We start from the raw sequence: 13,182 nt of genomic DNA, 5'->3' as shown, positions 1-13,182 counted from the left end.
ACGCTATGTATCACCGCACACACGAGCGGGCAATCAAGACCCAGTAGCATCACTCGCGCCCTGAAAAATCTCCTCCGATCACTAGGTTGGATGCGTGAGCGCACAGGATTTGTCACTCGAACTGCGCCGTGCCCTGTCGGCCATCGCCCGCGTGCCACGGTTGCTGGTCGCTTCGGACTACGACGGGACCATCGCGCCCATCGTCTCCGACCCGGCCAAGGCCTATCCCCATCGAGAGTCGGTGAACGCCTTACGCGCTCTCGCCGGCCTCAGCGGCACCACGGCTGCCGTCATCTCGGGCCGCGCCCTGCGAGATCTCGCGGCGCTGTCGCGACTGCCCGTCGAAGTTCAGCTGATCGGTAGCCACGGTTCGGAATTCGATGTCGGCTTCGTGCACGCCATCGACAACGACGCGAAACAGCTACTGCAGGAAGTCACTACAACCCTCACGCAGATCGCTCAGGACAACCCGGGCGCCTCGGTCGAGATCAAACCGGCCAGCGTGGCCCTGCACGTCCGCAACGCCAGCCCCGAAATCGGCCGTCGCGCACTGGTTCAGGTGCGTCAGGGCCCGGCCAGCTGGGTCGGCGTGCAGACCACCGAGGGCAAGGAAGTCATCGAGCTCGCGGTCGTCGAGACCGACAAGGGCGCGGCCCTCGACATCGTCCGGCACCAGCAGGGCGCCTCCGCCGCGTTGTTCATCGGCGACGACGTGACCGACGAGAAGGCGTTCAAGCGCCTCTCCGGACCCGATGTCGGCATCAAGGTCGGCGACGGCGAGTCCCTCGCGAAATACCATGTGGCCAGCACCGAGGAGGTGTCGAAGGCGCTGGCGTTCCTGCTCGAGGAGCGCCGCACGTGGTTGGCAGGTGCCTCGGCCCCTCGAATCGAGCGGCTGACCATGCTGGCCAGCCCTCGCTCCAAAGCCCTTGTCACACCGGACGGCACCATCACCTGGCTGTGCCACCCCGAACCCGACTCCGCCGCCGTCTTCGCCCACCTGCTGGGCGGACCGGGCGCGGGGCACTTCACCATTCAGCCCGAGCGCGCGGGGCTGCCGCTGTCGCAGCGGTACGTCGACGGCACCATGACCGTCGAAACCCGTTGGTCCAGTTTGCAGGTCGTGGACTACCTGCCGCACGACGTGGTTCCCGAGCGCACCGACCTCACCCGCGTCATCACCGGTGACGCCAAGGCGGTCATCACCTTCGCGCCCCGGCCCGAATTCGGGCAGGTGCCGGTGCGTCTGATGCACGCCACCGGCGGCCTCAAGATCGAGGGCACCAACGATCCGATGGTGCTGCGCTCCCCCGGCGTCGAATGGGAGGTCATCGACGAGGGCAACCACCACACCGCCCGCGCCGTCGTGGACCCCTCCCAGGGACCGGTCGTGCTCGAACTGCGCTGCGGCACCTCCGATCTCGCGCCCGCCATGCGGCCCGAGTCGGACCGCCGCCGCGAGGCCGAACGCTACTGGGCGGAATGGGTCGGCACCCTGGAACTGCCGCCGCTCAAGCCCGACCTGATGAAGCGCTCCGCGCTCACCCTGCGCGGACTGGTGCACGCGCCGTCCGGCTCCATCCTGGCCGCGGCCACCACCTCGCTGCCCGAGGACATCGGCGGCGTGCGCAACTGGGACTACCGCTACTGCTGGCTGCGCGACGCCTCGCTCACCGCGTCCGCGCTGGTGTCGCTGGGCTCCACCGGCGAGGCCGAGGAACTGCTGGCCTGGGTGCACCGGGTGCTCGAGACTCTGCCCGGACCCGAGCGCCTGCACCCGCTGTACACCCTCTACGGCGAGACCCTGCCGCCCGAGGCCGTCATCGACCAGCTGCCCGGCTACGCCGGCTCGCGGCCGGTGCGGGTCGGCAACGCGGCGAACATGCAGGTGCAGCTGGACGTGTTCGGCCCCATCGTGGACCTCATCTCGCAGCTCGCGCACACCCGGGAACGCCAGGGCATCAACGATCCCGCCAAGGCGCTGCCGGACGCGGACTGGGAGTTGGTGCACGCCATGGTGTCCGCGGTGCAGCGGCGCTGGCGCGAGGCCGACCACGGCATCTGGGAGATCCGCGGCAATCCGCGCCACCACGTGTACTCCAAGGTCATGGGCTGGCTCACCGTGGACCGGGCGCTCACCCTGGCCAAGCAGTTCGGCCGACCGGCCGACCCGGAGTGGGCGCCGCTGCGCGACACCATCGCCGACGAGGTCAAGGCCGAGGGCTGGAACGACGAAGTCCAGTCCTACACAGCGGCTTACGACGGCACCGACCTGGACGCCGCCACCCTGCACATCGGGTTGAGCGGGCTGATCGACCCCTCCGACCCGCGTTTCGCGGCGACCGTGGTGGCCACCGAGGCGGAGCTGCGCAGCGGGTCCACCGTGTACCGGTACCACCACGACGACGGGCTGCCCGGCGGCGAGGGCGGGTTCCACCTGTGCGCCGCGTGGCTGGTCGAGGCGTATCTGCTGATCGGCAAGCGGGAGGACGCGGAGGCGTTGTTCGCGCAGCTGGTGGATGTTGCGGGACCGACCGGTCTGCTCTCGGAGGAGTACGACCCGGTCGCCGAACGCTCGCTCGGCAACCACCCGCAGGCCTACAGCCACCTGGGCCTGCTGCGCTGCGCCCAGTTGCTGAGCCAGCCGGTCGCGGCCTTCACCAGTCGTTGACCTAGGGGTTTCCCGATTCCGAAAGGCCCGGAGAGCAGGTTGCTCTCCGGGCCTTTCGTGTCGCGGGCCACATCCGCGAATCGGGGCTAGGGACTCGCCCGGGGCGTGCGCTACATTCAAATGGCAATCGTTTTCGTTATTGATAAGCCGTAGTGCCAGGAGTGCCCCGCGTGACCAGAAGCTCTGCCCGAGGATTCGCCGTGTTCGCCGCAGGACTCGCGACCGTCGCCACCCTGACCGCCTGCGGCAGCACCAAGACCTCGGACCAGCTCACCGTCGTCGCCTCCACCAATGTCTGGGGCGATATCACCAAGGCCGTCGCCGGACCCGACGTGAAGGTCGAATCGATCATCGAGGACCCCAAGGTCGACCCGCACTCGTTCGAGGTCACCCCCGCCGACGCCGCCCGGATCACCGACGCCGCGCTCATCGTCTACAACGGCGGCCACTACGACGAATTCATCGACAAGGCCATCGCGGGCCGGGACAAGAAGACGGTCAACGCCTTCGACATCGCCACCGAGAGCGGCCACGCCCACGAGAGCGCCTCCGCCGCACCGACTTCCGCCAAGACCGAGGCCGCCGGTCACGATCACGAGGCCAACGAGCACATCTGGTACGACGTGCACCAGGTCGGCCACATCGCCGAGCACATCGCCGAAGCGCTCGGCGCCGCCGACCCCGCGCACCAGCAGGACTACACCGACCGCGCCGCCGCGTTCACCGCGAAGCTCGCGCCCATCGAGGCCGTCACCGCCAAGATCGCCGCCGAGCACCCGAACCAGCCGGTCCTGCAGACCGAACCGCTGGCCGCCTACCTGCTCACCGCCGCCAAGGCCGACGACAAGACCCCGCGCGCCTTCCAGGAAGCCATCGAGCAGGGCACCGACCCCTCCCCCGCCGACGTGGCCACCGTGCGAGACCTGGTGAACGCCAAGCAGGTTCGCGCCCTCGTCTACAACATCCAGACCGAGGACAAACTCACCAAGGACCTGCGCGCCGCCGCCGACAAGTCCGGCGTCGCCGTCGTCGAGGTCACCGAAACCCTCCCCCAGGGCAAGGACTACGTCACCTGGATGACCGAGAACGCCCAGTCCCTCGCCAAGGCGCTGGCATAGCCCGCCATTCGACCGCGTTCGACCCTCGTAGTAAGGAACCCCGCTGAACGACCGGACCGCCCTGCAGCCGAGCGACTACCCCGCGCCCGGCGATCGGACCGTCTCCGAAACCCGTTCCGCCCCAACCGGGAGCACTACCATGTCCGCGAAGCCCGATGCGCCGGCCAACTCCGCCGTCACCACTCCGAAGCCCGGCTGCGCGCTCACCGGCGCGCGCCCACGCACCCCCTCGGGCCGCGCGACCTGTGCCAACAACACCGAGGTGTCGCTCTCGGGCCGCCGCACGGGTCCGACGAGCGGCGCACCCCTCGCCGGCGCGGGCGATCAGGCCGCGGGCCGCGATCGCACACCCGCGGTGCGACTGGCGGGCGCCCGGCTGTCGTTCGGGGAACGGACGCTGTGGGAAGGGCTGGATCTCGAGGTCGGGGCCGGGGAGTTCATCGCGGTGCTGGGGCCCAACGGGTCCGGGAAGACCTCGATGCTACGGATGCTGCTGGGGCAGGTGGCGTTGAGTTCGGGGTCCGCGGAGATCGCGGGATCGCCGGTGCGGGTGGGGAATCCGGATATCGGGTACGTGCCGCAGCAGAAGACCATCGAGGGCGGCGGGCAGTTGCGCGGCGTCGATCTGGTGGGGCTGGGCGTGGACGGGCATCGGTGGGGGCTCGGGCTGCGGGGGCGCAAGGAACGCAAACGGAAAGTGGCCGAGGCGATCTCGGCGGTCGGGGCGGAACGGTTCGCCTACGCGCCGCTGGACGCGCTGTCCGGCGGCGAACAGCAGCGGCTGCGGGTCGCGCAGGCGCTGGCCGGGGATCCGAAGGTGCTGCTGTGCGATGAGCCGCTGCTGTCGCTGGATCTGGCGAACCAGCGGCTGGTGTCGGAGCTCATCGATCGGCGGCGGCGCGGCCACGACACGGCGGTGCTGTTCGTGACGCACGAGATCAATCCCATTCTGCCGCTGGTGGATCGGGTGCTGTACCTGGTGGACGGGCGATTCCGGATCGGGACGCCCGACGAGGTCATGACCTCCGAGACGCTGTCCGAGCTGTACGGCACCGAGGTGGACGTGCTGCGGGTGCGCGGGCGACTGGTCGTGGTCGGCACCGGCGACGCCATGGACGCGCTCGGCGAATCGGGCGCGGCGCACTGCCACGGCGGTAGCGGAGCGAGCCACGGCGGCAAGACCGTTGGCGAGCAGGAGGTGCGGGGGTAATGGAGAAGCTGTCCAAGCTGTTCTCGCAGATGTTCGATGTATCCACCACCGCGCATCTGATGTCCTATGACTTCGTGCAGCAGGCGGTCATCGCGGCCGCGCTGCTCGGCTTGCTGGCCGGGGCCATCGGGCCGCTCATCATCAGCCGCCAGATGTCGTTCGCCGTGCACGGCACCAGCGAGCTGTCGCTGACCGGCGCGGCCGCGGCGCTGCTGGCCGGGATCGGGGTGGGCGTCGGCGCCATCATCGGCTCGGTGGTGGCGGCGGTGCTGTTCGGGGTACTCGGTTCCCGGGCCCGCGAACGCGATTCGGTGATCGCGGTGGTGCTGTCCTTCGGCCTGGGTCTGTCGGTGCTGTTCCTGTGGCTCGGCCCGGAACGCGCGGGCTCCAAGTTCTCGCTGCTCACCGGCCAGGTGGTGAGCGTCGGCAATTCCGGTCTCGGACTGCTGGCCACCTGCACGGCCGCGGTGCTGGTGGTGCTGGCCGCCGTCTACCGGCCGCTGCTGTTCGCCAGCGCCGACCCGGAAGTGGCTGTCGCGCGCGGGGTTCCGGTGCGGGCGCTGTCGATCGTGTTCGCGGTGCTGCTCGGCGTGACGGCCGCCTTCGGCGTGCAGATCGTGGGCGCGCTGCTGGTGCTGTCACTGCTCATCACGCCCGCCGCGGCGGCCGCGCAGCTCACCGCGAGCCCGGTCCGGGTGGCGGTGCTGTCGATCGTGTTCGCCGAGATCGCCGCGGTCGGCGGCATTCTGCTGTCGCTGGCCCCCGGCGTCCCGATCTCGACCTTCGTCACCACCATCTCGTTCACCATCTACCTGGTCTGCCGAGTGGTCGGCTCCCGCACCCGCAATCGGCGCGCAGTCCTGGTCGCCGCCTGAGTTTCGCGGCGATCCCGCGAAACCGGCCGCACCCCACCCGATCTGCCGCATGAGGGGCGGCAGATCGCGTCCGCCCGCCCGCTCCCGGACCGTCGACCGGCGGTCCGGGACGGGCGGCGCGGGTCAGCTCCCCTCGCCCGCCAAGGCGAAGAGCCCGTCGGGCGTCTGCTCGATGAGGCCGTCGACCAGCAGCGAATCCAGGGCCCGGTCCCGCTGGCCCGGATCGCGAGTCCAGGCCAGGTCCAAGCGCACCCGCTCCACCGGCCCCGACGAATCCCGCAGCACGTCCAGCAGCCGCCCGCGCGCCTGCCGATCGGTGCCCTCGTACTTCTGCACCTTGCGCACCACCTCCGAGACCGGACGGCCCGCCGACACCCACGCGCACGCCGGCAGCGGGCAGCGCTCGCAATCCGGGGTGCGGGCGGTGCAGACCAGCGCGCCCAGCTCCATCAGCGCCGCCGACATGACCGCGGCCCGATCGACCCGCGCGGGCAACAGCTCCTCGGTCTCGGCCAGATCGCGGGCCGCCGGATTACCGGCCTCGGCGCGACCGTGCACGGCCCGCGCCACCACCCGCCGGACATTGGTGTCCACCACCGGAACTCGCTGCCCGTACGCGAAACACGCGACCGCGCGGGCGGTGTACGCCCCGATCCCCGGCAAGCCCAGCAGCACATCCACATCGGCGGGCACCTGGTCGCCGTGCTCGGCGGCCAGCACCCGCGCGCACTCGTGCAGCCGCAGCGCCCGCCGCGGATACCCGAGCTTGCCCCAGGCCCGCAGCACCTCGCCCTGCGGCGCGGCCGCCATGGCCGACGGCACCGGCCAGCGCGCCACCCACTCCCGCCAGATCGGCTCCACCCGCACCACCGGCGTCTGCTGCAGCATGATCTCGCTCATCAGAATCTGCCACGCGGTGACCCCGGACCGCCGCCACGGCAGGTCCCGAGCCGTCTCCTCGTACCAGTCGATGAGCGCGTCGCTGTCGATATCCATTTGCCCTCCGCTGCGCTCCGGGCGGGTTCGCGGCCCCGAGGTCTCGATTCTTCCCTCCTCCGCTCCTCCGCTTCGCTCCCCCGCTCCGTCAGCCCAGAATCGAGACGGCCGCGAACCATGTGGGAACGCCTGCGAGGATGTGGGGCACAGGAGAAATCCTGCAGACCGCCGATGGCGATGGTATCCATTTCGGAGAGGCCGGTTTTCCCAACCCGGCGCGCCGCACGGGCAGCTTCCCGGCGTGTTCGGCGGCTCACCGTGCGCGTTCGGGCGTGGTCGGCCCGTCTTTGCCGGACCGTAACGCCATGGACTCGCCGGTAACCGAGGGGCTATGGAAAATAGGTCACATGCCGCATAACAACCCGATCAGTGCGTGGAAAGCCCTGCGCGAAGGCAATGAACGCTTCGTCAACGGCACGTTGCGGCACCCTGGCCAAGGCTCGATCGACCGGGCCAAACTGGTCGACGGCCAGCAGCCCGGCGCGGTGCTGTTCGGCTGCGGCGACTCCCGCGTGGCCGCCGAGATCATCTTCGATCAGGGCCTCGGCGACATGTTCGTGGTGCGCACCGCCGGGCACGTCATCGACGCCTCGGTGCTGGGCTCCATCGAATACGGCGTGCAGGTCCTCGATGTGCCGCTCATCGTGGTCCTCGGCCACGACAGCTGCGGCGCGGTCCGCGCCACCATCGACGCGCTCGACCACGGCAATGTGCCGGGCGGCTTCATCCGCTCGGTCGTCGAACGCGTCACCCCGTCCATCCTGATCGGCCGCCGCGAGGGTCTGGAGGGCGTCGACGAACTCGAGGCCCGCCACGTCGAGGAGACCGCCCGCCTGCTCATGCAGCGGTCGATGATCATCTCCCAGCGGGTCGCCACCGGCGAGTGCGCCATCGCCTGCGTCACCTACAACCTCGGCGAAGGCCAGATCAAGCTGCACCGCGTCATCGGCAATATCGGCGAAGTGGTCTGACCCGGCGCGAGGGCCGGAATTTACCGGCCCCGTAGCCGATTTCGCGACCGACACGCCGAGACCCTGCTCGGGGTGACCCGGACGGTGCGCTTACCGTTGTCACCGTGCTGGAACCGAACGGACCTCTCCCACCGGAAATCTACTGGCGTCGACGCGCGGTCGCGATCGGCGCGATGGTGATCGGGCTCGCCCTGGTGCTCTGGGTGGGCTTCGCGCTGCTGAAGGGCGGCGGCGACCACAAGTCCGACACCAAGGCCGCCGCGAGCTCCAGCGCGGCCGCGAGCGCGAGCGGCAAGCCCTCGGGCAGCGCGACGGGCACTCCGGACCCGAGCTCGGCCAAGCCGTCCGCCGCGTCGTCGAGCGGGGCGGCCCCGGCGGCGCAGGCCCAGTGCCCCGATCAGTCACTGGCCGTGAAGGTCACCGTCGGGCAGGCCACCTACAAGGTCGGCGAGCAGCCGCAGTTCGGCATCGTCATCACCAATATCTCGAGCGGCGCCTGCGAACGCGACATGGGTTCCGGGCTGCAGCTGGTCCAGGTGCAGTCGCTCGACGGCCAGCGCAAGCTGTGGTCCAGCACCGACTGCTACCCGGACGGCACCCCCGACATGCGCACCCTGGCGCCGGGCCAGCAGGCCGCCTTCACCGTCACCTGGTCCGGCGCCAGCTCGCAGCCGGGCTGCGCGGGCGAGCGCCTGCAGGTTCCGGCCGGGCCGTACACCGTTGTGGCCCAGCTCGGTTCGGTCCGCAGCCAGCCCGAACCGTTCAATATCGCCTGACGCCTCCAGCACACCGAAGGCCGGGATCCGATCGCACGGATCCCGGCCTTCGTCGCTTCCGGGGAATTCACATATTCACGAATCGAATTCAGCGCCGATTCGAATTCGCGTTCCCGCTATTCGATTCCGGGGTTCACTCCGCCATTTCCATGGGCTCCTGATCGCGGCGCCGCCGGCGCAGACCGGTAACCGCCAGTGCCGCACGGATATCGGCCACCTCGCGCAGGGTCATGGTGCGGCCGGTGCGGTCCACGCCCGGCGGGACCAGGGCCTCGGTGAAGCCCAGCCGCTCCGCCTCCGCCAGCCGGCGGGTCAGCCCGGTCACCTGGCGCACCTCGCCCGCCAGCCCGACCTCGCCCAGCACCACCATGCCGGTCGGCAGCGCCAGATCCTGGCTGGCGCTCGCGATGGCAAGCGCGACAGCCAGATCCGCCGCGGGCTCGTTGAGCCGCATACCGCCCACGGTGGCCGCGTAGACGTCCTGCTTGCCCACGTACACGCCCCCGCGGCTCTGCAGGACCGCCAGGACCATGGAAACGCGGTTGTAGTCCAGCCCGCTCACCGCGCGCCGCGGGGCGGGCGCCTGGGTGTCCACGGTGAGGCCCTGCACCTCACCCAGCATGGGGCGCTTGCCGTCCATGGCGACCGTGACCGCGGTACCGGGCACCGCATCGGTGCGGTGGTGCAGGAACAGCCCGGAAGGGTCGTCCACGCAACGGATTCCCGCCTCCACCATCTCGAAGCAGCCGACCTCGTCGGTGCTGCCGAACCGGTTCTTGATGCCGCGCACCATGCGCAGCGACGAATGCTTGTCCCCCTCGAACTGCAGCACCACGTCCACCAGGTGCTCCAGCGTGCGCGGACCGGCCACCGCGCCGTCCTTGGTGACATGCCCGACCAGCAGCACCGCGATCCCGCTGGCCTTGGCCAGTGAGGTGAGCGCCGCCGTCACCGACCGCACCTGGGTGACACCGCCGATCACGCCGTCCGCGTCGGCGGCCAGCATGGTCTGCACCGAGTCCACCACCAGCAGGCTGGGTTTCACCTGCTCCACGTGGCCCAGAATGGTCGCCAGATCGGATTCCGCGGCCAGATACACCTTCTCGTGCACCGCGCCGGTCCGGTCCGCCCGCAGCCGCACCTGGCCCGCCGACTCCTCCGCGGTCACGTACAGCGCGATCTCGTCCCGCGCCCGCGCCCAGCGGTGCGCCACCTCGAGCAGCAGCGTCGACTTGCCGACGCCCGGCTCCCCCGACAACAGCACCACCGAGCCGGGGATGATCCCGCCGCCCAGCACCCGGTCCAGCTCGGACACGCCCGTCGACCGCGACTGGGTCTGCTTGGAGTCGATGCTCGAGATCGGTGTCGCCGCCGTGCTCGGCAGCATGGCCCGCCGCCCCACGGCCATCGCGCCCGAGGACGCGGCCACCTCCTCGATGCTGCCCCACGCCCCGCAATCCGGGCAGCGCCCAACCCATTTGGCGACCTCGCACGTGCACTCCGCACACCGATACACCGATTTCACCTTGGCCACGCGGGCAGCCTAGCCACGGCCCCCGACACACTCCGGCAACCACGCGCACACTCCGGCAACCACGCGCCCGGAAGTGCCGCGGCCGGGCCCGGATACGACGGTGCCCGCCCCGGAATCCGGGACGGGCACCGTCGGAGGTTCAGCGCGAGCTCAGTGCTCGCCGCCCTTCTGCTCCGCCTTGGCGGGCTCGGGGCGCGGGTTGTTCGGGCCGGCGTCGACCGGGGTGTTGACGACGACGGTGCCGCCCTCCTTGAAGTTGAAGGTGAGCGGGTAGGTCAGGCCCGGGTTGACGTCCTTGGCGAGGCCGGTGACCTCGATCAGGATCGGCTTGGCGTTCGGGTCCGCGACCTTGTCGGAGGCGGGCTGGCCGGCGTTCTGCTCGCGCACGGCGGCCGCCTGCCCGGCGTCCTTGGCGGTCGGCTTGTCGGCGACCACGGCGCTGGACGGCTTGATCTCGATCTTGTCGGTGAGCTTGACCGTGCCCAGGCCCTCGGCGCTGATGCTGACCAGCTCGTCGGTCTTGCTGTCGCTCATGTTCACGGCGGTGAAGGCCAGCACGGCCTTGCCACCCTTGGTGTTGCCGGACTCCTCGCCCTGCGGCAGCAGGAAGCGCACGTCACGCAGCGCGATGGACCCGACATTGGCGGTGCTGCCGTTGACGGCGGCGACCTGGGTGGCGGTCTGCGAGATCTGACCGGCGCCGCAACCCGACAGCGCGAGCACCGCACCCGCAGCGAGTGCAGCAACTGTCACGGCACGCCGCCGCGACTTCGACGCAGTGGTGGCTTTCAGGGCAGTCACGGTGTCCTCCATGTCGACCGGGCTCACTCCACTATGGAGAGTAGTAGTCAAAGAGAGTAGTGCGTCGCTTCACCCGTGCTACACGCGGGCGGTGTCGTGCGCGCGTCACGCGGTCTATCGGGGCCGGGCTTCGTACTCCGTCCGCGCGAGCATCGTGTGGACGGAGCGCGAGGGCGTCCCAGATCACACGAAGCGACCGGGTGGGATGTGTCAGGGGACCTGACAGAGATTCCGAGACGAGTTCTCGTGAGATGCATTGCCGTTTATGCGAGGGTGCCCGGTCGCGTATGCGAACTACGCACTCGCATATGCACGCGAACTCCGCGATGCGCTATCCCCTTATGCCACAACGGGATGCACACGATTCGTCATCTGTCAACCCCCGCCGCCGCTCCGTTGTGGCCCTGACCTGCGCCGTTGATCGCGCCGTTACCGAGTCGCATGTTAAACTGTGAACATCGAAAGGGGCACGGGACACATGATTTTTAAGGTCGGAGACACCGTCGTTTACCCCCACCACGGAGCGGCGCTGATCGAAGCTATCGAAACCCGCACCATCAAGGGTGTACAAAAGGAGTATCTGGTCCTGAAGGTCGCACAGGGCGACCTGACCGTTCGGGTTCCCGCGGAGAATGCCGAGTATGTCGGCGTCCGCGATGTCGTTGGACAGGAAGGCCTGGACCGGGTCTTCCAGGTGCTGCGGGCTCCGCACACCGAGGAGCCGACCAACTGGTCCCGTCGCTACAAGGCCAACCTCGAGAAGCTCGCCTCCGGCGATGTGAACAAGGTGGCCGAGGTCGTCCGCGACCTGTGGCGTCGTGAGCAGGACCGCGGCCTGTCCGCCGGTGAGAAGCGGATGCTGGCCAAGGCCCGGCAGATCCTCGTCGGTGAGCTCGCGCTCGCCGAGGGCACCGACGACGTCAAGGCCGAGACCCTGCTCGACGAGGTTCTCGCAGCGGCTTCCTGACCGTGAAAACAACACCCGGCGACGGCGTTCGTGTCGTCGCCCTGGTACCTGCCGCCGGCATGGGCGTGCGTCTCGGCGAGAACAAGCCGAAGGCCTTCGTCCACGTCGGCGGCAGTCCCATGCTCACTCTCGCGGTCCAGGGGCTGATCGATTCCGGGTCGGTCGACGACGTTGTGGTTATGGTGCCCGCCGAACTCGTCGACCGGACCCGCGCCCTGCTGCCCGACTCCGTCGTCCCCGTGCACGTGGTCGCCGGCGGCGCCGAGCGCACCGATTCGGTGCGGGCCGGACTCGCGGCCGCCCCCGACGCCACCCTGGTGCTGGTGCACGACGCCGCCCGGGCCCTGACTCCCCCGGCCCTGATCACCCGGGTCGTGGACGCGCTGCGTGCGGGTGCGCGGGCCGTGGTGCCCGCCCTGCCGGTGGCCGACACCATCAAATCCGTGGACGCCGCCGGCGCGGTGACCGGCACACCGGACCGCTCCGGGCTGCGCGCCATCCAGACTCCGCAGGGCTTCGACGCCGAGCTGCTACGCGCCGCCTACGCTGTGGGCACACAGGCGACCGATGACGCGGGGTTGGTGGAGATGCTGGGTGCGACCGTCGAGACGGTGCTCGGTGACGCCCTGGCCTTCAAGATCACTTCGCCCCTGGACCTGGTGCTGGCCAATACCCTGGCCGCCCGCCCTGATACGCCCGACACCGCAGGTGGGCTGGACGCGACACGCGCGGCGGTGATCGCGCCGTGATGGATCCGATGGCCCTGCGCACCGGCATCGGCAGCGATGTCCACCCCATCGAACCCGGCCGCCCCTGCTGGATGGCGGGCCTGCTGTTCGAGGGTGACAGCGGCTGCGAGGGTCACTCCGACGGCGATGTCGCCGCCCACGCACTCTGCGACGCCCTGCTCTCGGCCGCCGGACTCGGCGATGTCGGCGCGGTCTTCGGCACCGGCCGTCCCGAATGGGAGGGCGTGTCCGGCGCGGCCATGTTGAAGGAAGTCCGGCGACTGCTCGACGAGGCCGGATTCTCGATTGTCAACGCGGCTGTACAGGTGATCGGAAATCGGCCCAAAATCGGTCCCCGGCGGGCCGAGGCGCAGCAGGTGCTGGGTGAGATCCTGGGTGCGCCGATCTCGGTGTCGGGCACCACGACCGACGGTCTGGGCCTCACCGGTCGCGGCGAGGGCGTGGCCGCGGTGGCCACCGCCCTGCTCTGTCGCCGCGCCTGACGCACCCGTAATCCGCCCATTTCCCAACAGCT

At 69.9% G+C, this 13,182-nt stretch carries 12 protein-coding genes; 9 read left to right on the top strand and 3 right to left on the bottom strand.

The annotated features are described in order from the left end of the window. The first annotated feature begins 94 nt into the window (after positions 1-94). The 4 genes from otsB (at position 95) to ACWELJ_RS11540 (ending at position 5,874) form a co-directional block, all read left to right on the top strand. On the top strand, positions 95-2,671 hold the full coding sequence (gene otsB / locus ACWELJ_RS11555; RefSeq protein ID WP_452366095.1) for a trehalose-phosphatase: 2,577 nt from the start codon (positions 95-97) through the stop codon (positions 2,669-2,671). Between the two features lie 170 nt (positions 2,672-2,841). Then, the gene (locus tag ACWELJ_RS11550) at positions 2,842-3,789 is read left to right on the top strand and encodes a metal ABC transporter solute-binding protein, Zn/Mn family (RefSeq protein ID WP_452366094.1); all 948 of its coding nucleotides are present in this window, start codon (positions 2,842-2,844) and stop codon (positions 3,787-3,789) included. 139 nt (positions 3,790-3,928) lie between these two features. Further along, positions 3,929-4,999, top strand: a complete 1,071-nt coding sequence (locus tag ACWELJ_RS11545) for a metal ABC transporter ATP-binding protein (RefSeq protein ID WP_452366093.1) — start codon at positions 3,929-3,931, stop codon at positions 4,997-4,999. Beyond that, positions 4,999-5,874 carry a metal ABC transporter permease gene (locus ACWELJ_RS11540; protein WP_452366092.1) on the top strand — a complete coding sequence of 292 codons (876 nt, stop codon included), beginning with the start codon at positions 4,999-5,001 and terminating at the stop codon, positions 5,872-5,874. The genes ACWELJ_RS11545 and ACWELJ_RS11540 overlap by 1 nt, the downstream gene beginning before the upstream one ends. Before the next feature lie 123 nt (positions 5,875-5,997). Here ACWELJ_RS11540 and ACWELJ_RS11535 read toward each other — a convergent pair whose 3' ends face one another. After that, the gene (locus ACWELJ_RS11535) at positions 5,998-6,870 is read right to left on the bottom strand and encodes an A/G-specific adenine glycosylase (RefSeq protein WP_452366091.1); all 873 of its coding nucleotides are present in this window, start codon (positions 6,868-6,870) and stop codon (positions 5,998-6,000) included. A 347-nt stretch (positions 6,871-7,217) separates the two neighbouring features. Here ACWELJ_RS11535 and ACWELJ_RS11530 point away from each other — a divergent pair, with 347 nt between their 5' ends. Continuing rightward, positions 7,218-7,841, top strand: a complete 624-nt coding sequence (locus ACWELJ_RS11530; RefSeq protein ID WP_452366090.1) for a carbonic anhydrase — start codon at positions 7,218-7,220, stop codon at positions 7,839-7,841. A gap of 104 nt (positions 7,842-7,945) precedes the next feature. Then, positions 7,946-8,617, top strand: a complete 672-nt coding sequence (locus ACWELJ_RS11525) for a DUF4232 domain-containing protein (protein ID WP_452366089.1) — start codon at positions 7,946-7,948, stop codon at positions 8,615-8,617. Positions 8,618-8,750: 133 nt separating this feature from the next. Here the strand turns inward: ACWELJ_RS11525 and radA are convergent, their stop codons facing one another. Continuing rightward, positions 8,751-10,151, bottom strand: a complete 1,401-nt coding sequence (gene radA / locus ACWELJ_RS11520; protein WP_452366088.1) for a DNA repair protein RadA — start codon at positions 10,149-10,151, stop codon at positions 8,751-8,753. Positions 10,152-10,301: 150 nt separating this feature from the next. After that, positions 10,302-10,952, bottom strand: coding sequence for a hypothetical protein (locus tag ACWELJ_RS11515; protein ID WP_452366087.1), 651 nt, complete (start codon positions 10,950-10,952; stop codon positions 10,302-10,304). Between the two features lie 478 nt (positions 10,953-11,430). Between ACWELJ_RS11515 and carD the strand changes: the two genes are divergently transcribed. The 3 genes from carD to ispF are packed head-to-tail and all read left to right on the top strand — an operon-like array spanning position 11,431 to position 13,150. Then, positions 11,431-11,919: an RNA polymerase-binding transcription factor CarD gene (gene carD, locus ACWELJ_RS11510; RefSeq protein ID WP_019931623.1), complete on the top strand. Its 489-nt coding sequence runs from the start codon at positions 11,431-11,433 to the stop codon at positions 11,917-11,919. A 2-nt stretch (positions 11,920-11,921) separates the two neighbouring features. Beyond that, positions 11,922-12,668: a 2-C-methyl-D-erythritol 4-phosphate cytidylyltransferase gene (gene ispD / locus ACWELJ_RS11505; protein ID WP_452366086.1), complete on the top strand. Its 747-nt coding sequence runs from the start codon at positions 11,922-11,924 to the stop codon at positions 12,666-12,668. A gap of 14 nt (positions 12,669-12,682) precedes the next feature. Continuing rightward, positions 12,683-13,150, top strand: a complete 468-nt coding sequence (ispF, locus tag ACWELJ_RS11500; RefSeq protein ID WP_452366109.1) for a 2-C-methyl-D-erythritol 2,4-cyclodiphosphate synthase — start codon at positions 12,683-12,685, stop codon at positions 13,148-13,150. The last annotated feature ends 32 nt before the right edge of the window (positions 13,151-13,182 follow it).

The sequence above is a fragment of the Nocardia sp. NPDC004582 genome (genome assembly GCF_053602115.1).
The sequence above is the reverse complement of the archived record's forward strand: the minus strand, read 5'-3'. Positions and strand labels throughout refer to the sequence as shown.